17 protein-coding genes are annotated in these 23,756 nt (G+C 56.9%); 15 read left to right on the top strand and 2 right to left on the bottom strand.

What is annotated here, in order from left to right:
* Positions 1-265 precede the first annotated feature (265 nt).
* Together LRR79_RS13040 and LRR79_RS13035 are read left to right on the top strand one after the other, a co-directional pair.
* Complete coding sequence (locus LRR79_RS13040; protein ID WP_231757628.1) at positions 266-3,049, top strand: M16 family metallopeptidase; 2,784 nt, start codon at positions 266-268, stop codon at positions 3,047-3,049.
* Positions 3,050-3,192: 143 nt separating this feature from the next.
* Positions 3,193-4,533, top strand: a complete 1,341-nt coding sequence (locus tag LRR79_RS13035) for a metal-dependent hydrolase family protein (RefSeq protein WP_322790433.1) — start codon at positions 3,193-3,195, stop codon at positions 4,531-4,533.
* A 91-nt stretch (positions 4,534-4,624) separates the two neighbouring features.
* Here the strand turns inward: LRR79_RS13035 and LRR79_RS13030 are convergent, their stop codons facing one another.
* Together LRR79_RS13030 and LRR79_RS13025 are read right to left on the bottom strand one after the other, a co-directional pair.
* Entirely contained in the window at positions 4,625-5,350 is a 726-nt protein-coding gene (locus tag LRR79_RS13030) for an SIMPL domain-containing protein (RefSeq protein ID WP_231757627.1), read from the bottom strand.
* Between the two features lie 68 nt (positions 5,351-5,418).
* Positions 5,419-6,597 carry a hypothetical protein gene (locus LRR79_RS13025; RefSeq protein ID WP_231757626.1) on the bottom strand — a complete coding sequence of 393 codons (1,179 nt, stop codon included), beginning with the start codon at positions 6,595-6,597 and terminating at the stop codon, positions 5,419-5,421.
* 88 nt (positions 6,598-6,685) lie between these two features.
* Between LRR79_RS13025 and LRR79_RS13020 the strand changes: the two genes are divergently transcribed.
* From LRR79_RS13020 to LRR79_RS12960, 13 genes are all read left to right on the top strand, one after another.
* On the top strand, positions 6,686-7,126 hold the full coding sequence (locus tag LRR79_RS13020) for a VOC family protein (protein WP_231757625.1): 441 nt from the start codon (positions 6,686-6,688) through the stop codon (positions 7,124-7,126).
* A 65-nt stretch (positions 7,127-7,191) separates the two neighbouring features.
* Positions 7,192-8,304: a hypothetical protein gene (locus LRR79_RS13015; RefSeq protein ID WP_231757624.1), complete on the top strand. Its 1,113-nt coding sequence runs from the start codon at positions 7,192-7,194 to the stop codon at positions 8,302-8,304.
* A 77-nt stretch (positions 8,305-8,381) separates the two neighbouring features.
* Complete coding sequence (locus LRR79_RS13010; protein WP_231757623.1) at positions 8,382-9,056, top strand: GntR family transcriptional regulator; 675 nt, start codon at positions 8,382-8,384, stop codon at positions 9,054-9,056.
* Positions 9,056-9,364, top strand: coding sequence for a DUF6122 family protein (locus LRR79_RS13005; protein WP_231757622.1), 309 nt, complete (start codon positions 9,056-9,058; stop codon positions 9,362-9,364). The genes LRR79_RS13010 and LRR79_RS13005 overlap by 1 nt, the downstream gene beginning before the upstream one ends.
* 229 nt (positions 9,365-9,593) lie before the next feature.
* Entirely contained in the window at positions 9,594-11,000 is a 1,407-nt protein-coding gene (locus LRR79_RS13000; protein WP_231757621.1) for a Type 1 glutamine amidotransferase-like domain-containing protein, read from the top strand.
* Between the two features lie 730 nt (positions 11,001-11,730).
* Positions 11,731-14,604, top strand: a complete 2,874-nt coding sequence (locus LRR79_RS12995; RefSeq protein ID WP_231757620.1) for a TonB-dependent receptor domain-containing protein — start codon at positions 11,731-11,733, stop codon at positions 14,602-14,604.
* 81 nt (positions 14,605-14,685) lie between these two features.
* A complete protein-coding gene (gene yfcC, locus LRR79_RS12990; RefSeq protein ID WP_231757619.1) occupies positions 14,686-16,197 on the top strand; it encodes a putative basic amino acid antiporter YfcC in 1,512 nt (503 codons plus the stop codon).
* 18 nt (positions 16,198-16,215) lie between these two features.
* The gene (gene iadA / locus LRR79_RS12985; RefSeq protein WP_231757618.1) at positions 16,216-17,388 is read left to right on the top strand and encodes a beta-aspartyl-peptidase; all 1,173 of its coding nucleotides are present in this window, start codon (positions 16,216-16,218) and stop codon (positions 17,386-17,388) included.
* 13 nt (positions 17,389-17,401) lie between these two features.
* Positions 17,402-17,809 carry a helix-turn-helix domain-containing protein gene (locus tag LRR79_RS12980; protein ID WP_231757617.1) on the top strand — a complete coding sequence of 136 codons (408 nt, stop codon included), beginning with the start codon at positions 17,402-17,404 and terminating at the stop codon, positions 17,807-17,809.
* Between the two features lie 125 nt (positions 17,810-17,934).
* On the top strand, positions 17,935-19,152 hold the full coding sequence (locus tag LRR79_RS12975; protein WP_231757616.1) for a cyanophycinase: 1,218 nt from the start codon (positions 17,935-17,937) through the stop codon (positions 19,150-19,152).
* Between the two features lie 382 nt (positions 19,153-19,534).
* Positions 19,535-20,884, top strand: a complete 1,350-nt coding sequence (locus tag LRR79_RS12970; RefSeq protein ID WP_231757615.1) for an aspartate aminotransferase family protein — start codon at positions 19,535-19,537, stop codon at positions 20,882-20,884.
* Positions 20,885-20,973: 89 nt separating this feature from the next.
* A complete protein-coding gene (locus LRR79_RS12965; protein WP_231757614.1) occupies positions 20,974-22,359 on the top strand; it encodes a glutamine synthetase family protein in 1,386 nt (461 codons plus the stop codon).
* A 389-nt stretch (positions 22,360-22,748) separates the two neighbouring features.
* Entirely contained in the window at positions 22,749-23,561 is an 813-nt protein-coding gene (locus LRR79_RS12960; RefSeq protein ID WP_231757613.1) for an OmpW/AlkL family protein, read from the top strand.
* The last annotated feature ends 195 nt before the right edge of the window (positions 23,562-23,756 follow it).

Genomic DNA, 23,756 nt, shown 5'->3' with positions numbered 1-23,756 from the left:
TTCCCTTCCTGATTTTGCCCTGTCCCACGAGGTCAGGGCTTACCGTATTCCTCTGACGACATGTCGTCTCTCTGTGAGGTATTCTTCGGGCGCTACGGCGCCCGCTTTTTTGCCTACACTGTTAGTCGCGTAGTATTCGCTAAAATCCCATCACCAGTGACCTTTCGATTTTCGTGGCGCTCCCAGAGAATCAGGCTAATAGACAATGGATATGCGTTTTTCCCGGCTGATTTTATCTTTGTGTGCATCCTTATTGCTGTTTGCTTTGGCCGGCTGTGATCGGCATCAGGGCAGCGCGAGTAGTGAAGATAACGTGCACAAAGCGCTCACCGTGGACAAGCAGGCGGCCGCCAGCAGCAAGGCGGCTGCCAGCGGAAATGCCGCGTTTGTGAAGGCGCCGGATATCGAGCTTCCCTTTCACAGAGAGGTGCTGAGCAACGGCCTGACGGTGATCGTGCACGAGGATCACAAGGCACCGGTTGTCGCCATTAATATCTGGTACAAGGTGGGGTCCAAGGACGAGCCGCCCGGCAAAACCGGATTTGCCCACTTGTTCGAGCACTTGATGTTTAATGGGTCGGAAAATTTCCCCGGGGAATATTTCGAACCGTTCCAGCGCTCCGGTGCCACCGATATGAACGGCACAACAAACAATGACCGCACCAATTATTTTGAAACCGTTCCTGTCGGTGCTCTGGATATGGCGCTGTGGATGGAGTCGGACCGCATGGGTCACTTCAAGGGCGCGATCAGTCAGGAAAAACTGGACGAACAGCGCGGTGTCGTGAAAAACGAAAAGCGTCAGGGCGAGAACGCCCCCTACGGCACCGCGTTCGAGGAAATCGCCCGTGCGACCTTTCCGTCGGATCACCCGTACTCCTGGACCACGATCGGGTCTATGCAGGATCTGGACAATGCCAGCCTGGAAGATGTCAAGCAGTGGTTTACTGATTACTATCAGCCCGCTAACGCGATTCTGGTAATTGCCGGTGATATTACCGTGGCCGAAGCCATGGAAAAGGCGCGCCAATATTTCGGCAATATCCCCAGCACCGCTGTGCCACCGAAACTCGAGAACTGGGAGTTGCCCACGCAGGTTGAAAAGCGCAAGGTCATCACCGATCAGGTTCCCCAGACGCGTATTTACAAAGTCTGGAATGTGCCGGCGATCGGTAGCGAAGAAGAAAATGCGCTCGACCTGATGACCTCGCTGCTCGCAAACCGCAAGAATTCATGGCTCTACCGCCGTCTGGTGCGGGATGAGCAGGTCGCCACCAGTGTCAGTGCTTTCTACTATGGCCGACAACTGGCAGGTCAGCTGATCATCATGGTTGATGTAAAGCCTGGTCAGTCTGTAGAAAACGTGGAGACGCTGCTTGATCAGGAGTTGGACGAGTTCGTGCGCAATGGCATCAATGCACAAGAGTTGCGCCGGATCAAGCAGAGTGAGTTTGCCAGTCTGGTAAAAGGGTTGGAGAAAATAGGGGGCTTCGGTGGCAAAACGGACATCCTCGCCCGTTCAGAGTTCTACTATGGTGATCCGGGAGCCCTGATCGACGGGTTGGATGACTACGCCAAGGTGTCAGAGGCCGACGTGCAGAATGTCGCCCAGGAGTGGCTGACATCCGAGCAGTTCACCCTGATCATATCTCCCAAAGAGGATTACTCCACTTCCGGAAAGGAGGTTGATCGCAGCGCCTTGCCGGCCATTGATAAAACCGTCGATCTGGCGTTGCCGGAGCAGCAGGTATTTACTCTGGAGAACGGGTTGAAAGTGGTATTGGCTGAGCGTCACGATACGCCCGCCGTGTTTATGAGCCTGCAGTTCCGCAGCGGTGCTGCCGCCGACGGGGAAACGCCCGGGCTGGCTTCGATGGCGGCGCGGATGTTGAGTGAGGGGGCGGGGGAGTACGACAGTCTGTCCTTCAGCGCACGCCAGGAAGAGCTGGGCGCAAGCATCGGTGCCAGCAGTGGGCTGGACTACAACACCCTGAGTTTCAGTGCGCTCAAGTCCCAGCTGAAGCCATCTCTGGAGTTGTTTCGTGATGTGATTTCTAGCCCGCTTTTCCCGGAAGAGGATCTGAAGCGGGTCAAATCCAATTGGCTCGACGCCATTCGGCAGGAGGAGGCGCAACCCCAGGGGTTGGCAATGCGCAAATTGCCGCCTTTGCTGTATGGTGAAAATCATCCCTACGGAGCCCCGCTCACCGGCTCCGGGACGCCCGAGGCGATCGAATCCATTACCCGTGAAGATCTGGTGCAGTTTCACCGCACCTGGTTGCGCCCAGACAACGCACAGCTGGTTGTGGTTGGTGATGTTACCCGCGCAGAAATTGAAAAGCTGCTGAATGAAACTCTTGGAAACTGGACAGCGCCGGCGGACGCCTTGCCACCGCTGGACATCCCGATGGTCGAGAGACCACCGAAGCCGCGGGTGTATTTACTGGATCGTCCGGGCGCGCAGCAGAGCTATATCATGGCCGGCCTGGTGATGCCGCCCTGGAGCGCGGAAGGCGCAGAGGCATTCGATGCGATGGCCTCGGCCATTGCCGGAAAATTTACCTCGCGTATCAATATGAACCTACGTGAGGACAAGCACTGGTCCTATGGTGCGCGGGCTGTTTCCATGGACGCGGAAGCCCAGCGTCCGTATATCGTGGTGGCCCCTGTGCAAACGGACAAGACCGCTGCGGCCATGAAAGAGTTGGTTAAGGAGTATCAGGATTACCTCGGCAAGCGCCCGATCAAAGACAGCGAGCTGAACGACTACAAGGATGACGAGGTTCTGAAGCAGAGTGCGCGATTCCAGACCAAAGGTCAGTTGCTGTCCAGTATCGCCTGGCAGGTGGAGAAGGGGCTGCCCGCGCAATATATCGCCGATTACCCGGATCGTGTGGCGGCACTGACCAAAGAGCAGGTGGAGCAGGCGGCAAAACAATACCTGGCCCCAGATCAGTTTACCTGGTTGGTGGTGGGGGATCTGAAGAAAATCCAGAAGCCTATCGAGGCGTTGAACCTGGGGCCGGTGGAGGTGTTACCCACCAACTGAGTGCCAGTTTTTACACATATAAAGCCCGGTGCATACCGCTCCGGGCTTTTTTTATGGTCTTGGATTACGGTAAATTGCACCGGACCTGAAAATCGATAATACCGGGGCGGCCTCTGCTTGGCCCCGTAAAGGCCGGAAATTCCATGACCCAAATAACCTACCTTCTTACCGGACTGAGGCGCCAGATGAACCGTTTACCCGGTTTCCGTGTGATGCTCGCGGTCACTCTGACATTCTTCGCCACCTCGCTGCAGGCGCAACACATTGCCGTGCAGGCAGGCTGGCTGTTCGACAGTGAAAAGGGCCGTCTGCTGAAAAAACGCACGGTACACATTGTGGATGGCAAGGTGGAATCTGTGGAGCGGGGGTTCAATCAACGGGAAGGTGAGCGGGTGATTGATCTCCGAGCCTTCTCTGTTCTGCCCGGTCTGATGGACATGCACACCCACCTCGCATATGAGTTTGGGCCACGTACCTATACCGAGGCTTTTACCTGGAACCCGGCGGATTACACCCTGCGCTCGGTCAATACCGCTGAGCGTACCCTGAAGGCCGGTTTTACGACGGTGCGCGATCTCGGTGATAGTGGAAACGTGACTGTCAGCCTGCGCAATGCGATCAACCGCGGCGACATTGTGGGGCCGCGAATCTATACCGCGGGAAAGTCCATCGCCACGACGGGTGGTCACGCAGACCCCACTAACGGACACCGGCATGACCTGATGGGGAGCCCCGGCCCGGCGGAAGGGGTAGTCAACGGGGTGGCCAGCGCCCGGCAGGCGGTGCGTCAACGATACAAGGACGGCGCCGATCTGATCAAAATCACCGCGACCGGTGGTGTGCTGAGTGTGGCCAAAAGTGGCCAGAACCCGCAGTTTATGCAGGATGAGGTGGAAGCGGTTGTCGAGACTGCCAAAGACTACGGTTTTACTGTGGCGGTGCATGCCCACGGCAAAGAGGGGATGCAGCGGGCGATTCGCGCAGGTGTGGATTCCATCGAGCACGGCACCTATATGGACGATGAAACCATGGGGATGATGGTGGATCACGGCACCTGGTATGTGCCCACCCTGCTCGCTGGTGACTGGGTCACGCAGAAGGCTGCGGTGGATGGTTTCTTTCCGGAATTGGTCCGTACCAAGGCGGCCAAAATCGGCCCGCTGATTCAGGAGACCTTCCATCGGGCGCACAAGAAGGGTGTGAAAATTGCCTTTGGCACCGACACCGGGGTCAGTCGGCACGGGGACAACGCCAAAGAGTTTGCGCTGATGGTACAGGGTGGCATGAGCCCGGCCGACGCGATCCGTTCCGCCACCTGGAATGCAGCCCAGCTGCTACAGGTGCAGGATGAGCTGGGCAGTATTGCACCGGGTAAGTGGGCGGATATGGTGGCGGTGATTGGCAACCCTTTGGAAGATATTACCGCGCTGGAGCGGGTCCGGTTTGTGATGAAAGGTGGTGAGGTCTACAAACAGCCCGAGTAGCGGGCTCGGACTCGGTTGGCGGCGGTGGCGCTACCCAGTAGCGCCACCTTCTCATCCGCTGCAAGGTACTTGATCAGAGGTTCCCTAAGTCTTACTTGGCTAACTCGAATACCAGTTCCACATTCACTGATACCGAAGTCTCCCCCGATGCCACCGGCGTGCTGGCACTGTCTTTGGCCATGGCGCCTTCAGCGCGCATTACCATTGGGCGCGGCATACCGCCGTGGCTTCCCTCAGAAATGCTCACGATTCTACGCACCTTGGTACCCAGTGCTTCCGCGTAAGCGTCTGCCCGCACCTGAGCCATTTTCAGGGCTTTTTCACGGGCTTCTGTCAGCAGGGGCTCCGGGTCGTCGATGGAGAAGCTGGGGCCGTGGATCTGGTTGGCGCCCTCGGCCGTCAGTGCGTCGATCACTTTGCTCAGGTCATCCAGTTTACGCACAGTAATACTGACACTGTTGCGGGCCTGATAGGCGATGATTTTGCGTTCGCGGTTTGGCTGAAAGTCGTAGCGCGGATTGAGACTGATACCGCTGGTCTGGACATCTTTCTCATCGATGCCGGCTTTTTTGATGGCCCGCATGACTTTTTCCATCTGCTCGGCATTGGCCTGCATGGCGGCCTGGCTTTCGTCCGCCTCGGTCACCACCCCGGCTGAGATATTCGCGATATCCGGCACCTGGCTCGCCTCTCCCTGAGCGGAGATGCTGATCAGTGTACCCTGGGGGCGCTTCTCAGCGTCGTTCCCACATCCGGTTGCAAAAATAGCGAGGCCCGCGATCAGGCCAGCGGAGAAAAGCTTCATGGTCTTGTGCATGGCGAATCCTTATGTTGCCAATAGTACTTCTCGTGACGGCGGCCATTGTGGCGCCAAAAAGATGAATATCAGGTGAACAGGCGTGTGAAAGTTTCGTTTTCCGGGTGGTACAGGGCGAAGCCGAGGCGCAGCAGGTGCTGGCGTCGATCACACAGTACATTTTTTTTCCGGAGTTCCCGCTGAAGCTGTTCTGCAGCGTCGGCGCTGCTGCAACGGAAGGTGAAGAAATGTCCGTGGCCATCCTCCAGATCGTGGGCGATCAGGTTGTGCCGGTTGAGCGTCTGGTGGTCGGCCCCATCCATCGCTTGCAGGAAGTGTTGTTGGCGTTGCTGCACATACCGGTGAATGACGTCCACGGTCAACCCTTCCTGCTGGTAGAGATCCAGCACTGCCAGTGCTTTGTATAGGGGGGAGTAGTCCATGGTGGCCCCGGCAAAGCGCAGCCAGTCGTTGCCAAATTCCACGCCTTCGCCGCGGTTTTCCAGCTCCGCCATCTCGGCAAACCAGCCGGTATTCAGTGGTCGCAGTTGGCACCCAAGGGGAATGCTCATGAAACACATGCCTTCACCGGCGCCGAGATACTTATAGGATCCTGCGGTGTAGAACACTTTATCCGCTACAGCTGCGAGATCGGTAGGCCGGGCAAAAAAGCCGTGGTAGCCATCGATCACCATTTCCGTGGTTTCTGGCTTGCGCTCGGCGAGTGTCAGCAGGTCGGGGAAGGCGACGCCGGAATCAAAGAATACCTGGCTGGCGTAAGCGAGCTGGTACTGGCCGGATTGCAGTTCTTCATCAAACCGCTCCGCCAGGGTGGCGTAGGGCCGGGTGGGGATGCGGGTGACCTGCACATTGGGCAGTTCTTCGAAACGCAACAATTGCCGTGCAAAACTGTAGAATTCGCCGTCGGTGGTAAGGATACGCAGGGGTTCAGCCAAGTCGAAGGCGCTGAGCAGTCGGAATACCAGCTCGTGGGTATTGGGCGCCAGGGCGATCTGCTCGGGTGCGGGCAGGTTGAGCGTGGCTGCGATAGCCCGCTGGAAGGCGGGTATCTTCTCGCCGAAGATCTTCTCCCACTTTGAGTCGGCCATGGTCGCGGCATCCTGCCAGTAGGCGTTTACCGCATCCAGGGTCACGTCCGCCCAGTAGTGGTGGGAATGGCAGGCCATATGCAGGACCGGCAGGTCGCAGCCAGGGGAGGCCGCTTTTTGGGCGGCCTGTAAAAAATGTCGATAGTATTTTTGATACATTTCGCTCTGGTAACTTTTGGTGGGGCGATTAAATTATCGCTCGTTATTTGATGTACCGGGATTGTAATCCCGCAAAGGAGGCGTTGCAGTGGAATATTTGCACACAATGGTGCGTGTTAGTGATCTGGAGAAGTCCCTGGAATTTTATTGCGACAAGCTGGGCCTGTACGAGGTCAAACGCAATGATTATGAAATAGGCCGTTTTACACTGATATTTCTCGCCGCACCCGGGGACAAGGATACGGCGGATGTCGACACCCGCCCGTGCCTCGAGCTGACCTACAACTGGGATCCGGAGACTTACTCCGGCGGCCGTAACTTTGGCCACCTGGCCTACCGGGTGGACAATATCTATGAGACCTGCCAGCGCCTGATGGACATGGGGGGCACCATCAACCGTCCGCCGCGGGACGGCCATATGGCGTTTGTACGCTCCCCGGACAACATTTCTATCGAACTGCTGCAAAAGGGTGATGCTCTGCCGCCGCAGGAACCCTGGGCGTCCATGGAAAATACCGGCGAGTGGTAACCGGCGCGCATCCGGGCGCCGGTGGCTGCAACAATTGAGCAGGCTGTAGTGAGCTGAGAGTCAAAATGGTAAATCGGAGTAAATCCAGAAGCTGTGTGATCCTCGCCGGTGCCGGCGCGGCCCGGCGGGTGCGGGACGAGGGGCTGAACCAGGATATGGTATCCACCCTCGTGGGGGCATCTGGTGGTCCCAAGTGGTTGTCGATCAGCCAGTTGGACCGGGTTTTGATCGGTGAGTTTTTCCGCGGTCGCAAAACGCCCATTGCGACGCTCGGCTCGTCGATCGGCAGTTTTCGCAACATGTGTTACGCCACCGCCAACCCGATGGCGGCGCTGGAGAAACTTGAGTACGGCTATGTCAACCAGACCTACGCCAGCGACCGGCCGTTGCCAGCCGAGATTACTGGCGCTGGCGAAAAGATCCTGTTGGATGTGCTGGGGGAAGAGGGTGCCCAGCAAGTGGCGGGTAATCCGGTGTGGCGCAGCCACTTTGTGACGGTACGGGGGCGCGGGCCTCTGGCCAGTGAAAGGAAAGCGCTGTTGGGCCCGGCCCTGCTGGCGTCTGCTCTGGCGAATGCGGTCACTCGTCGCAGCCTGCGCGCCTTCTGGGACCGGGTGGTGTTTCATTCCGGAGAGCTGCCGAGTGTGGCGTTTCGCAATCTCAGTACGGTGAATACCCGGCTCTGCGCGGACAACGTCTGCCCGGCGGTGCTAGCCAGCGGATCTATACCCCTGGTGATGGCCGGCGTGCCCACCCCAGCCGGAGCCCCGGCGGGCAACTACCGCGATGGCGGGATTACCGATTACCACTTTGATCTCGGCTTCCAGCACCCGCAAGGGCTGGTGCTCTACCCCCATTTCTTCCCGTATATGGTGCCGGGGTGGTTTGACAAGAGTCTGCGTTGGCGCTGGGTGCGTGGGGGTGCCATGGAGAATGTCATACTGGTGGCGCCATCGCCGTCCTGGGTGGCAAAGCTGCCCTTCGGCAAGATTCCCGACCGCGACGACTTCGTAAAGCTGTCGACGGAAGAGCGCCTCAAATACTGGAACACGGTAACCGAGGCGGGCAAACAGGTAGCGGAGGATTTCTTCGAATTGTGGCAAACTGGCGCCATTGCCAACGAACTGATTGAAGTTGGCAGTGACCAGGCTCCGCACAAGCTGGCTATGTCCGCCTAGGCCCATGCACTAGCGGTACGTATTGCTGGCTGTGGGGCTGAATCCTCCACCGCAGGAACAATAGTGAAAGGCCGCCAGTGAAAGACGCCGAATTTACCGAGCCGCAGGAAGAATTCCGCACCACGCAAGAGCGGGTCTATTACCAGGTGCGGGACGCCATTTTGCGTGGCCAGTTTTTGCCCGGTAACCCCATCACCATTCGCGGTCTCGCCGCGGAGCTGGATTGCAGCCCGATGCCGGTGCGCGAGGCGCTGCGACGCCTGACCTCGGAGCGGGCGCTGGAGCTGTCGGATACCCGGCGGGTCACCGTCCCCATCATGACCCGGGAAAAGCTGGATGAAATCTGCGCGGCGCGGGTGGCCCTGGAGTGCCAAGCCGCCGTACAGGCTCTGCCACATGTTGGCGACGCGGAACTGGAGACGCTGCGCGCGCTGGATGATCGGGTAACCGGTGCCCTTGAAAAGAACGATATTCAGGAATACGTGACCGGTAACCTCGAGTTTCACTTTACCCTCTACCGCCTCGGGCGCCCCCACATCATCCTGTCCCTCATCGAAAGTCTGTGGCTACAAACAGCGCCGTTGCAACATCTGGTCTTCCAGCGCTTCGGTGTGCAGGAGCTGCCGGACCGACATCAGGACCTGGTTGAGGCCATTGCCAGAAAAGATGAGCAGGCGGTGCGCACCGCCATTCGCCAGGATATTGAAGAAGGCCTGGGTTCCATTTCCGCAGAAGAGTTAATGCCGCACTGATGTTTAGTTATTTGCATATTGTTTTACATTTCCTGGTACCTCTTGCCATTGCCTGGTTTTTCTTTCGCGACGACTGGAAAAAAGCCGCGCTGTTTATGTTGGCGGCAAATCTGGTGGACCTGGATCATTTGCTGGCGACTCCGATTTACGATCCCGATCGTTGTAGTATCAATTTCCATCCGCTCCATAAAATGCTCCCCATATCCCTGTACGGTGCGATGATGTTTCTTCCCTGGAAGCCTGTGCGCTGGCTGGGTATTGGTTTGATTATGCATATGCTTCTCGATGCGTTGGATTGCGGGATCTAAGCCGCACGCGACCTTGATTGCTGTGTATAAAATGCGGAATTGGCGCATAAAATTGCCATAATGTTCTTATTTTTCCGTCTACTTGCCTGTTTTATCCCTCGCTATTGCGCCGGCAATGCGCCGTGTCGTTCATTAAAGGTGTCCCGAGACCTCTACCCAACCTACCTCACGCAGTGCGGGTAGGGGATGTAATCGGCAGCACAACAATAACGACTATCAAGGAGCGCCCATGAAAGGCAAGCTAGCCGCGTTATTTATTCTTTCTGCAATGAGTCAGGTATCTCTGGCCTGTATTTCTGTAGAAAGTGAGTCCAACGATTCGGAATCCGATGCCAGCGGCCCCGTCTGCTCGGCACAGCCGGTTGCTGGTTCCATTGCAAATCGTCGCGATCAGGACTGGTACCACTTCGATGTTACTTCGGCGTCGATTCTGAATATTTCCCTCGACCACAGCAGTGGTGACGACTTTGACTGGCACCTATACGATGCCTCAAGTCGTCTCTACAGCGCGGAAACCAGCAACCGGCCGGAAGCCGCCAGTGTGTCCGTGGCTGGTGATGGACTCTACACCCTGAAAGTGACCCGCTATAAAGGCCGCGGTGATTACACTCTGACAGTGGACGGAATCCCTGGCTCCAGTTCCGGTAGTAGTGGCGGCAGTTCCGGTGGTGGTTCCAGTAGTGGTGGTGACGACTGCGGTCTTGGCTCTCGCCCCAGTAAGCCCGGTGGTCTAACAAACTATATGACGGGCAATGCCGAAGACATCTGTGTCACGCAATCCCAGGGTGGCCTGTTGGTTATGGGTGGCGGTACTGATGTCGATGCCGCTTTCACGCGGCGTGTTGCCCCCAAGCTGGGTGGTGGTGATGTGGTTGTGTTGCGCACCAGCGGGAGTGACGGTTACAACGATTACCTGAAAAACCTGCTCAATGCAGATTCCGTTGAGACCCTCATGGTCGACCGCGTTCAGTATGCCAACGATCCTTATGTCGAGTGGGCGGTGCGTTCCGCGGAGTTTGTCTGGATTGCTGGAGGTGATCAGTCCGATTACCTCAATCAGTGGCAGGGCACTGCGCTACAACAGGCGCTCGATGATGTGATCGCCAGAGGTGCTGTTCTGGGCGGTACTTCCGCTGGCGCGGCGGTGCAGTCTGAGCACATCTATGACCCGGATGGCGTACTTGGGGCCTACTCCGCTGAGGCGGTAAGCGATCTCTGCCATGAGTACATAAACATCTCCTCAAACTTTCTTACCACCCCGGTGATGCAGTCGGTGATCGTGGATACCCACTTCGCTGAGCGCGACCGTATGGGTCGACTGATGGCCTTTATGGCCGGACTACCTGCGGGCATCAGCGGCATTGGAGTGGATGAGGCTACATCTATCTATTTTACCGAAGACGGTAACGGTGTTGTCGATGGTAACGGCCATGTGTATGTCTTGCGGGAAGGTGCACAGACCAGTCGCACCCAGGCGGTTTGTGGTCAGCCGGTCATCTACGAAGACGTAGTGCGCTACAAGCTCTCCGAATTTGATGCGTTCAATATTCTCACGGGACAGACCACCGTGAACGGAAAGCTCATTGGGATTGATGGGCGGTCGTCCAGCTTCTATATCAATCAGCCGTACGAGTAACCGGGTTTAACATAGTCCGACCGTATGGTCTTAGTACCGGGAGCCGAGATGGCTTCCCGGCCATTTCATCGAAAGTGCTTAGGCTGAGATTTTCATTCCTTAGAAAAATTTGCCCGCCGCGCTCTATTGCGCACGGTTCTGTGTTTTCTGGGGAAAACGCGCCTCTCTGCAAGGAAAAACGCAGCATATTCGGCGGTGACTTTTTTCTGGGTTGAAGTCTTCCTCTGCCGAATAAACGCTTTACAGGTTTTTTTCAGCGTGATAAAAAATATGTGAATTTTGTTGGTCATAGTGACCGGCGGCTCCAGAATAAATTCAAGCGCAAAGACGATTAGCAAAATGACTCAACTCATTGCTGTTCAGCGCTGCTCCTCCGACTACTACCTCAGCGAGTGGTTCGACGAGTAGCTTCCAAACCTCGGTCTGACCGAGGGTGCGGCACCGTGAAGCACGATGTTTGTGTTTGCCGGGTGCATGGAAGCTATGAGTCGGAGTATCTCCGCCCCTAATTTGCTTACCTAACACTGCTGTCAGGGTTGTCCTGTGGTTGCTCGCGCGGCGTTGCCGGCTGCGGGAAGCCTGCTGTAAAAATTGCGCCCGACCCCTCCGGAACGATCGGTCAAGTCTGCCGCCTTTCGAGGCGCGTGCGGTAGAAAAGTACGTTTCGCAGAGAACTAGAGAAATTTCATAATCATTGCAAACCAGAGTAGATCTCTTGGAGGGAATAAAAATGAATAACAGAACCCAGCTATACAAAGCAATTCGCCTCGCCGTTAGTTGCTCACTGGTCGGTGGCAGTGCGCTGACCTTCGCGCAGGAAGCACCGCAAGTCGCGGATGCGGTAGAGGAAGTGGTGGTTACCGGTACCCACATCAAGGGCCTGGACGCCGAAGGCGCGGTACAGGTCGTTCAAATCAATCGCGACGATATCGAAGCGTCCGGCGCAACATCCCCTATCGAGATTCTGCAGCAGCTATCTCAGACCGGCGGCGGCAGCGGCACATTCTCTACCGCCACTTCCGGTGCGCTCTCCAGTAGCACCCCAGTCGGTGCCGCAGGTGTATCTCTGCGCGGCCTGGGTGCAAGTTCTACCCTGGTACTCGTAAATGGTCGTCGCGTTTCGGTCAGCTCTTTTGCCAAGGGCCAGGAATCTTTTGTCGACGTAAACTCCATCCCACTGTCTGCGATTGAGCGTGTGGAAGTGCTGCCCAGCGGTGCAGCGGCCACCTACGGTGCGGATGCGGTTGCCGGTGTGGTGAACTTTGTTCTGCGCGACGACTTTACTGGCAGTGAAGTTTCCCTGACCCACGGCAATTCCACTGCCGGTAGTGACGAAGGCAAATACAACCTGAACTGGGTTTGGGGCCGCGAAGGTGAGCGTAGCCATACCATGGTGGTGGTTGACCTGTTCTCGCGCAAAGCGATGTACGATCGCGATCGCCAACTGACAGCGAATTCCGTACGTCCGAGCCAGCAGGGTACTTATCCAAGTTTTAACGACGACTTTTTCCTGTACAACGATGGCATCAGCTTTGACCAAGCTGAGTCTGGTGCCGCAGGGTGTCCAGCGGACCAGCTCAAGACCGGTCGTCTGGGTGAGTACTGTGAGTTCAACACCAACGCTGTATCTGCGACCCAGGACGAGTACGAAAGTGCCAGTGTTGTAGCGACTTTTAATTACGACATCTCCGACAATCTGGAGTGGTTCAATACTTTCATGATGCAGACGAGCGAGTCTCGTGGAACTTCCGCTCCTGCAAACTTTAGCTATGTTCCGGTCGACCCGGAAAGTCCGCTGTGGCCGGAAGCCCTGGCGCAGGATATTGTGGATGTTGCCGCAGAACAGGAATTGCGAGGTTTTGCTCCCTACGACTTTACCGATTTTTATGGCTATCCCATTTTCGCCTGGGGTAAGTTCCCCGATGCACGCGCTGTTGAAGTAGAAAACCAGTCGGTGCGTATGGTTTCCGGGTTGCGCGGTGAGGTGAACGACTGGAACTGGGAAGTTGCTGCCAACGTGGGGCGCAGTGAGTCTGAACAGCGCGGAATCTCTGGACTGTATAAGTCCGAGCCGTTTATCAATGCATTGGTTGGTAATCTGTGTTCCGACGGCACTGTAGTTGATCGCTGGGAAGTGGATATGCAGTCCCCGAACAGATCCAGTTATGGTTCCGGAGAAACCTGTGAAGATCTGGGCAAGACTACTGCTTGGTACAATCCATTTGGTGGCCAGGTCGATCAAGTGGATGCCATTGACCAGTTCGTTCGCACCGACGCCAAGCGCAGCGGTGAATCCAATCTTTACGCGATCGACGGTAATATTTCTGGCAGCTGGATCGAACTGCCTGCTGGCGCGATTCAAGTCGCGTTTGGCGGTGAGTTCCGCCGTGAGACAGTCGTCGATGTTCCCTCAGGAGATGCGGTTTCTACCACTCTGAATCCTGAGCCGATCCTCGGTTTCAGCTCCACCTCTGCCGATGCATCGCGCAACCAGTGGGCGGTGTATATGGAGCAGATGATTCCGCTGGCGGCGGATACGGAACTGCAGGTCGCCTTGCGTTATGACCACTACGACAGCTTTGGTGGTGATGCCAACCCGAAAGTGGCACTGCGCCACGCCTTCAACGATGCAATTATTTTCCGCAGCAACTGGTCTACATCCTTCCGTGCGCCGTCGCTGGCTCAGGTGGGTGCCGGTACACTGTTGTCGAGCTATCGTGTGGATTGCAGTGTGACTCCCGAGGCCTGTGACGGTTTTGCTGATGAAACCGGCGAAGCACTGCTTTCGGAAGCGGTCAGCAATAATGATCTCGAGCCGGAAACTGCGACCACTTGGGGTGCGGGCTTCCTGCTGAAACCGACCGCCGATACCGAAATTAGCATCGACTACTGGAATATCGAGCACGAGAACCTGATTGGTGTCGAAGAGGATGATTTCATCCTGCGTGCCCTTAACGGCGATTTCGCCGTGGTTGGTGAGGGTGAGCTGCCCACTGGACAGCCGGGTCTCGAGGTCGATGGTTCTGGTTTTGTGGTTGATGCTCACTTCCAGTTGTCCAACCTCGGTTGGCAGAAGACCAGTGGTGTCGATATGGCGCTGACCCAATACTTTGAAACTGAAAATTGGGGCAGTTTCCGTCTTACTCTCGATGGCACCTACCTGGCTGAGTTCGACAAACTTCCCTCGGATGCCCTGGGCATCGTCAGTGAGGCCGGCAACTATACCTACCCACGCTGGTTGGCAAACAGCTCCCTGCGTTGGCGCTACGAGGACTGGTCAACCACTCTGTCCGCCCGTTACACCCACAGCTACCGTGATGACCCGGACTCTCGCACTCTGGGCGCTCTCCTTGAGCCGGGTGCCGAGTACTTCCTGTCGCGCGTAAACTTCGATGATGAGGGTAACGTGGAAGTGGACAGCTGGCTGACCTTTGATCTCAGTGTTGCCCGTGACTTCGACAACGGCAGCTGGCTGAGCCTGCGGGTCAACAACCTGCTGGATGAAGAGCCGCCGCTGGTGCTGGGTACCGGAGCCAATGTGGATCACTTCAACCACAACTCTCTGGGCCGTTTCTATACCCTGAGCTATGGCTACGCCTTTTAATCAGCGTTTCACAGGAGCTGATCTCGGCAGGCCCGCGGTTGCGGGTCTGCCGACCTTTTCTTTTATTTGCGGTATCCCTTTATGCACACAAGTGAAGTGGAATCCAGTCACGACACCGAGCGTTCGGCGATTAAAACCTGGTCCATGCCAGACACCTATCTGATCTTGTTGGGTGTTGCCCTGTTGGCTTTCGCGCTGAACTTTTTGATTCCGGCGGGCACCTTCGAGACAGTGACTCAACAGGTGAACGGCAGTGAGCGTACGGTGATCGATCCGGCCACTTACCAGCAAGTGGGTGATGCGCCCGCGGGCATGTCATTGTTTGCTGAGGGCGGCGGTATTGGATTTCTCAATTTCGCCTTCGAGGGCATGGTGTCCGGCACCAAGTGGGGCGCGTCTATTGGTGTCTTCGCGTTTATTCTGCTCACCGGCGGTGCCTTTGGCCTGATTTTCGCCAGTGGCTCTGTGGAACGCGGTCTGTTTCAGGTGATTGCGCGCAATCGCGATGCGGGCCACTGGTATCTCGCCATTCTGTGTTTTCTGTTTTCCCTGGGCGGTGCGGTATTTGGCATGGGTGAGGAGGTCATTCCATTCACTCTCATCCTGGTGCCTCTGCTGATTTCCATGGGATACGACAGTATCACGGCGCTGCTGGTGACTTATGTTGCCACTCAGGTGGGCTTTGCCACTTCCTGGATGAACCCGTTTGGAGTAAGTATTGCTCAGGGTATCGCCGGGGTGCCGCTGATGTCCGGGAGTATCCCGCGCATGGCGTTGTGGCTAATCGCCACCGTCGGTCTTTCCACCTACACCATATGGTACGCGCGCCGTGTACAGGCGCGGCCGAATCAGTCGCTGGCGTTCAACTCCGATCGCGTATTCCGCGATAAGACCACCTCGCTTGGTGCCTTGAAAACCATGGTGCGCGGCGATGGTTGGGTGTTGCTGCTGTTCCTGGCCGGTATTGCGTGGATGATCTGGGGCGTCGTGGAACGCAGTTATTTCCTGCCGGAAATTGCTTCGCAGTTTTTCACCATGGGTATTGTGATTGCTGCGGTGGCGATTCTGTTCGGGCTCAATGGCCTTACACCCAATAAGGCGGCGGCGGCCTTTAAGGAAGGTGCGCAGCAACTGCTGCCGGCAGCCATGGTGGTGGCTTTCGCCAAGGGTATCGTGCTGCTGTTGGGCGGTGACGATCCCGAAGGCGCGAGTATCCTGAATACCATTTTGCATGCTGCGGGCAATGGCCTCTCTAACGTATCTGGCACTGTCTCGGCTTGGTTTATGCTGGCATTTCAGACCGTATTCAATTTTTTCATTACGTCCGGCTCCGGCCAGGCGGCATTGACCATGCCCATCATGGCACCGTTAGCGGATCTGGTTGGGGTTACCCGACAGACCGCGGTCCTGGCATTCCAGCTGGGTGATGGCCTCACCAATATTATTGTTCCGACCTCCGCAGCACTGATGGGTTGCCTGGGCGCCGCGCGCCTGGATTGGGGCGTGTGGGTGCGCTTTGTATTGCCACTTCAGGCCGGACTTTTCCTGCTCGCGTCGACGGCGGTGATAATCGCTGCAGCGGCGGGTTTTTAAATTTCTAAGTTGTTCAATATGTCTTCAATCGTACTGATAAAAAACGCTCAGGTTTTTGCGCCCCACAAATTGGGTCTCTGCGATGTACTGGTCGCTGGTGGGCGGATCGCAAAGATCGATCAAAATATTGAGTTGCCACACAGTCTGGGCGATGTGGTCGATGCCGATGGTGCCTGGTTGATGCCGGGTATGGTGGACACCCTGGTGCATATCAGTGGCGGTGGCGGGGAGGGCGGCTTTGCTTCGCGCACCCCGGAGCTGGATGTGCGGGATGCGCTGTATAACGGCGTGACCACGGTCATTGGTGCGCTTGGTACCGATGCGATTACCCGCACGCTCAACGAAATGTACGGCAAGGCACGTGCGCTCGAAGCCCTGGGCCTGACCTGCTACATGCAAACGGGGTCCTACCAGGTGCCGGTGAACACCCTCACGGGCAGTGTTCGCAGTGACATCATGCTGGTCAGCAACGTGATTGGTGTGGGTGAGCTGGCCATTTCCGATCACCGTTCTTCCCATCCTACCCGCGAAGAGCTGGTGCGTATTGCCGCCGACGCGCGCGTGGCCGGTCTGCTCAGTGGCAAGGGGGGCGTGGTCAGTGTGCACGTGGGTGACGGCGCGGGTCGCCTGACGCCGTTGTTCGATGCGGTGGAAAACTCCGAGATACCGATTACCCAGTTCTACCCCACCCATATGAACCGCAACGAGTCACTACTGGCTCACGGTGTGGAATTTGCCCGGGCTGGTGGTTTTATTGATTTCACCACATCGACCACCGATGAAATACTGGCCAGTGGTGAAATGCGCGCGAGCCGCGCACTCAAGATGGCCCTGGAGCAGGGTGCGCCGGCGGGCCAATTGACGTTCTCCTCGGATGCCCAGGGCTCTTTGACCAATTTTTGCGATCAGGGGCAGCTGCAGGATCTGGAAATCGGGTCCAGTGCCAGTCTGTTTGATGAGTTGCGCCGCGCGGTGAAAGACGAGGGTGTGGAGCTAACCACGGCATTGCAGGTGGTGACCCGCAATCCCGCGCGCGCGGTTGGCCTCAAGCACAAGGGGCAGGTGGCCACCGGTCGCGATGCCGATTTGATGCTGGTGGATCCGGAGCGGTTTCTGATTACCCATGTGATGGCGTGTGGCCGCTGGCAGCTGTTCGACCGACAGGGGCCCGCAACATCGCGCGATTCTTAAATAAGGGGGAGTCGTGGCCAGATTACGAGACGAGCAATTACTGGAAGAAGCCCTGGTACTGATGCGCAACAATCTTTCCGAGCCATTGCGGACAGGAGAGTTGGCCGAGTACCTGAATATTTCAGTAAAGAAGCTGGAGCGTATTTTTTTTCGCTTTAAAGCGGTATTGCCGGCGCGCTATTACCGGGAATTGCGATTACAGCGGGCGCGAGCACTGTTATTTGAAACAGCGCTGACCATTGAAGAGGTGGGATTGCAGTGTGGGTTTCGCTCCGCGTCGCATTTCAGCCGCTCGTTTCGCGAAACCTACGGGCGCAGCCCCCGCGCCGAGCGCATGCTGGGGGAGCGGGCAGAGGTCGCTCATCGGTACTGCTTTCGACCGGTAAATTCAGACTACTTGCGAGTGGAATTATGTGTGTGAATGTTTCAATTGTGTCTCGCCTTTGCTTGTTGGCAGCCTGCATTTTCTCGCTTGGGTGCAACACTGAGCAGCAGGATGTCGCGGCAACATCGAAGGCGGAAAGTAACGCGCGAGAGAACTCTCGAGTGAACCCTGCAACTGGCACTGGACGGTTGCTGATTGTGGGTGGCGCCCTGCGCAGTGATAACCGGCCGGTCTATCAGGCATTTATCGATTCAGTCCCTGCCGCTTACCCAACTGTGGCCATTGTCCCCGCCGCGTCCGGGCGGCCCGCGCACTATGCCAAACAATTTGCAGACGATTTGCGCGCGTTTGGGTTTGAGGGTGAGGTGCGCATACTGCCCATTGCTGTCAAAGACGACCCGTCAACCGAGGCGGTGGACGAGAGCCAGTGGCGCGATGGTGGGCAAGACCAGCACCTGGCCGACAGTCTCCAGGATGTCGGCGGTATCTGGTTCGTTGGTGGCGATCAGACCAGAACGACGGATACGCTGTTGACCGCGGAAGGGGAGGACACCCCGGTTCTAAACGCAATACGCTCACAATTATCACGCGGGGCGGTTGTCGGTGGTACGAGTGCCGGTGCGGCAATAATGAGCCACACCATGATCGCGGCTGGTGACTCCTTGAGCGCGCTGACTTTACCCGCAGTGACGGAATACGCCGGCATGGAAAGTCAGGAGTCCGGGCAGCTTTTGCTGCGTCGTGGCTTGGGCTTTCTGCCGGTCGGGATTGTCGATCAACACTTTGATCGCAAGGCGCGCCTGGGCCGCCTGGTGCGTGCCCTGGGACACAGTGCGGAGTCCTTTCAGCAGATTGGTTTTGGTGTTGATGAAGATACGGCACTGCTGGTTGATCTGCAGGGCAAAACCATGGAAGTGCTCGGCGCAGGCAATCTGGTGGTGGCCGATGGTCGCAATGCGCGCTTTACCGGCACAGATGATTCCGGGCAGGGGTTTGCAGTGAAGGGTATTCAGATCAGTGTGCTGAGTGCCGGGGACAGTCTGAATTGGGAAGATGGAAAGGTGACGGCTCTGGGCAGCCAGACACTGGGGAGTGAAGCCTTTGGCTATCGCGCAACTCAGGGAAGCGGTATTGCCCTGGCGAATTCTCGTCTGGACCATTTGTTGGGTTTCTCGTTGCTGGACAATAGCGAAATGCGCGAGCTGCGCCGCTATTCCTTCGATGATACGAGCGGGCGGGGAGTTATCTTCCGGTTTCGACAGACTGACGAGTCTCGCGGATACTGGCGGTATGGCTCCGGTACCAAAGATCAGTACTCGGTAGTGGGTGTTGCCATGGATATCGAGCCAGTGACGATTTCCGTTGCCTTGGGCCACTAAGCACGTGCTTCTGGCCTTGGTGTTCCAATCAGGCCGCGGTGGTGCAACGCCCCGCGGCTAACTGTGACTGGTTGGTGTTACCGGCTACTGCGTGATGCTTATCGCGGCGCCTTCTTTCATTGCCTTCCACCGCTGTTTCCTCTTTCTCTATTTCCGCGCCGCTCCCTTAGCTCGCCAGATGCGGGCAACCACTGACCCTCGATTCGCACTACGCTTGTGCTAATTGCGTATCTGTATACGGCAAAAGCTGACTGGCCAGTGAATAGCAGTTGCACTGCTTCCGTGCTTGCCCCTAAAATGTGATCACATTTTGCGGCGGCCGTCTTGGTGTGTCTAAATCGTCCCGGTCGCTGCCAGCGCCATTCGAATCAGGAGTGAGTTCATGAACAAGAACCAGTTACAACAGCATGACCGCGAGCACCTGCTGCATCCGTTTACGGACTTTCACGATCTGGGTAAACAGGGCACCCGGGTGATCACCAGCGCTGAGGGCGCCTATATCACCGATATCGACGGCCACCGAATGCTCGACGGCATGTCGGGACTCTGGTGCTGTAACCTGGGTTACAGCCGCCGTGAGATCAGCGAGGCCATTTACGAGCAGTTGAACAAGCTGCCGTTCTACAACAGCTTTTTCCAGTGCACGACCGTGCCTTCTATCGAGCTGGCGGACCTGCTGTCGGAAGTGACACCGGCGCATATGAACAACGTGTTCTTTACCGGTTCCGGCAGTGAGGCAAACGATACCAATCTGCGAATCATTCGCCGCTACTGGGATCTGCTGGAGCAACCGGAAAAGCGCATCGTCATTTCCCGCAAAAATGGGTACCACGGCTCAACCATCGGTGGAGCCTCCCTGGGGGGGATGAGTGGCATGCACAAGCAGTTCCAGGCGCTGGATTACATTGAGCATATCGAGCAGCCGTACTGGTTTGGTGAAGGCGGTGACATGTCACCGGAAGAGTTTGGCGTGCACGCCGCCCGCAGCCTCGATAAGAAGATTCAGGAGCTGGGCCCGGAGAAAGTGGCGGCCTTTATTGCGGAGCCAATTCAGGGTGCCGGTGGCGTCATCATTCCGCCGGAAACCTACTGGCCGGAAGTGAAAAAGGTGCTCGACCAGTACGGCATCCTGCTGGTGATGGATGAGGTGATCTTTGGCTTTGGCCGTACCGGCGAATGGTTTGGTGCCGACTACTACGGCATGAAGCCCGACCTGATGACCTTCGCCAAAGCCGTTACCAACGGTTATTTCCCGCTTGGCGGCACCATGGTCAGTGATCGCGTGGCGGAAGTGATCAAAGCCAAAGGCGGTGAGTTCACCCACGGCTATACCTATTCCGCTCACCCGGCCGCCTGCGTGGCCGGTATCGCCACACTGAACATCCTGCGGGAAGAAAAGATTATTGAAAGGGTACGCGATACCACCGGTCCGTATTTGGCCAAGCGCTGGGCCGAGCTGGCGGACCACCCCATTGTGGGTGAAGCCCGCAGCCTGGGCCTGGTTGGTGCTCTGGAGCTGGTGCAGGACAAGGGCAGTCGCGCCCGGTTTGATGACAAATGCACCGCCGGTGCGGTTTGCCGGGATATGAGCATCAAAAATGGCCTGGTCATGCGAGCCACGGGCGACACCATGATCATCGCGCCGCCGCTGATCCTGGATACCACCCAGATCGACGAACTGGTGGAAAAAGCCCGTCGTGCGCTGGATGATACGGCCAAGGCCATGGCGTAGACTTCGCGGTGCCCCCGCCGCAAACCGGCGGGGGCGATCGAATCAGCCAGCTCTTAGAGCCAACATCCACCAATCGTGTGAATCCCTTTATGGCAGCAGAACAACAATATCAGCCGCCCGCGGAAATTCTGGAACCGTCGGAAACTTTCCTCGAGGCGCATCCCGACCTCAAGTGGATCGAAGGGTTTGCCTTTGATATCAACGGCGTGCCCCGGGGTAAGTGGCTGCCGGCCGACTCCGCGAAGAAGCTGCTCGCCGGCGGCCTGCAGATGCCGCGCAGCGCGGTAAGCCTGGATATCTGGGGACGTGATATTGAAGACAGTCCGCTGGTATTTGCCAGTGGCGATAGCGATGGTGTCTGCCATCCCGTTTCCCCTATCTGCCTGGCGCCGTGGCACCGGGAACAGACTGCGCAATTGCATATGCAGCTGCACGAGGCGGACGGTCGTGTGCTCTACGCGGATCCCCGTGCTCAGTTGCAGAAAGTCGTCACGCGGCTTGGCGCCCTTGGTTACAAGGCGGTATGTGCCACCGAGCTCGAATTTTACCTGTTGCGAGAGGATGCCGATGCGTTGGGCCGCCCGCGGCCGGTCAGTGATAACGACGCTGACCTGGTGCCGTCCACCGATGTGTACGATCTCGCGGAGCTGGATGCCCAGCGGCATTTCTTTGCCGATGTGCGTGCAGCCTGTGAGGCGCAGGGGGTCCCTGCGGATTCGATCCTGTCTGAATGTGCACCGGGGCAGTTTGAGATTAACCTGCTGCACTGCGATGACCCGCTCAAGGTGGCCGACCAGACTCTGCTGTTCAAGCGCCTGTTAAAAGGTGTCGCCCGCAGTCATGGGTTACGGGTGAGTGCCATGGCCAAACCCTTTGGCGAGCAGGCCGGCAATGGCATGCATGTACACATGAGTCTGATCGACAAAGATGGTAACAACGTGTTCGACGATGGGAGTGAGGAAGGTTCGCCGTTGTTGCGCCACGCTGTGGCGGGAATGATGGCCACCGCCAACGACGCCATGGCGATCTTTGCTCCCCATGCCAATTCCTATCGGCGTTTTCAGGAAAGCAGTCACGCACCGCTTAACCTCTGCTGGGGATACGATAACCGCACAGTGACTTTCCGCATCCCCGCCAGTGACGCAAAAGCCCGCCGCATTGAGCACCGGATTTCCGGGGCTGACGTCAACGCCTATCTGGTTCTCGCCGCTATTCTCGCCGGCGTCTGCCACGGGCTGGAGAACACGCTGCAGCCACCGGCACCGGTTGAAGGCGATGCCTATCAGGTGGAAAGTGAGCAGCTGATCAATACGTGGGATGGTGCCCTCAAACAGTTCGAGTCCAGCGCTTTGTGGCAGGAGTACCTGGATCCGGAGTTTGTTGAACTGTTTGTATTGCTGAAGCGCCAGGAGCAGGCGGAGATCGCCGCCCGGGTAACCGATGTGGAATATCAGAGTTACCTGCAGCGGGTCTGATTATCCGACAAGTCGCTGCGCGTTTTTTGCCGGTGCAGTTTCCGGCGTGGTTTGCGACCCAGACCCAATGGGTTTGGTGACAGGACGGGTGGCAGGGGGAATTGCTCTGCTATACCTAAACACAGACAGCTGTGCACTTGTGTTCACAGTGGGTCGAAAACTCTCCTCCTGAAAGTGTGTTCGAGAAATCTGGCCCGCCTTATGGCGGGCATTTTTTTTGCTTGAAAACTTTTTGCAGAAATTTCTTCCCATTTGCGGGTTAAACCTTAGTCAGTACTTGCTGATTTCCTGAAAACTCCACCTATACTGAAACTAACCGCACGCACGGGTCACTTTTTATTCTGTGGCCCCGGCGGCCCTGGAGCATTTCGTGTTAAAAGGAGTTACCCATGCGAACCAAGTCCCTACTTCTGCCGCTGGCGATTGCCGCCGCCAGTGCGGCTTCTCCGGCATTTGCCGATTTTAACGCCGGCGATTTTATCGTACGTGTTGGCGCCGCATACATGGACCCGGAGAATTCCGCATTTTCCCAGCGTTCTTTTGTCGATGTGATTGACCCGTTGGATCCGGAAGAAACCATCAGAGTGGAGTTGGGTGACGCGCTGGATCTGGATTCCGATACCACCTGGTTCATTAATGGCACCTACTTTGTAGCGGACCACTGGGCGGTGCAATTGAACTATATGGGCGCTGCCAAACTGGACGCGGATTACACCACTTATGTGATTGGCGAAAATATTGATTTCCGCAGCTATGACAGTCTCGGCAACTTCGAGACCAACATTACCAGCGCGTTTGTAAACTGGTATCCGGTCTGCGTGGAAAGTTGGGTTCAGCCTTATGTGGGCATCGGGGTGAATTACACCGATATAGATCAGGATTTCCTGCGCCCGGTATTTGTCGAAGACGTCACCAATGACAACGGTCAGGTCGTTGATCGTGTAGACCGGGGCCTGGTGAATTTTGGTAGCTCCTGGGGCTGGACCGCACAGGTAGGTATCGATATCGAGTTTGGTCGTGATGCCAATTGGTTGTTCAATGCCTCCGCCATGTACGTGGATGCGTCCCCGGAAGTCGAGATCGGTGTTGATGATGTGATTCTGAGCAATGGCATCGCGATTGAATCTATCCGCTACCGGGATGATCTGGACATGGATTCCTGGGTGTTCAACCTGGGCGTGGGTTATAAGTTCAGTTTCTGATCGGATAAGTGCTCCAGACACCATTGCCCCGGTGCGCCCAACAGGCGGGCCGGGGCTTTGTCGTGCCTGTGTTGGCGAAAACTGATCGCAGCGGTTTTCGGTCAGGAACCCGGACTAAGCGGGCGGGGTGACAAGTCTTGCACCGGAGGTGGACGGATTCTGTCTAGCGGTCATTACCATGCCAGTGTATTCTTC

Origin of the sequence: Microbulbifer elongatus, from assembly GCF_021165935.1 — a bacterium.
GTDB classification, from domain to species: Bacteria; Pseudomonadota; Gammaproteobacteria; order Pseudomonadales; family Cellvibrionaceae; genus Microbulbifer; species Microbulbifer elongatus.
Note: the sequence above shows the minus strand (reverse complement) of the source record. Positions and strands in the feature narration are given on the sequence as shown.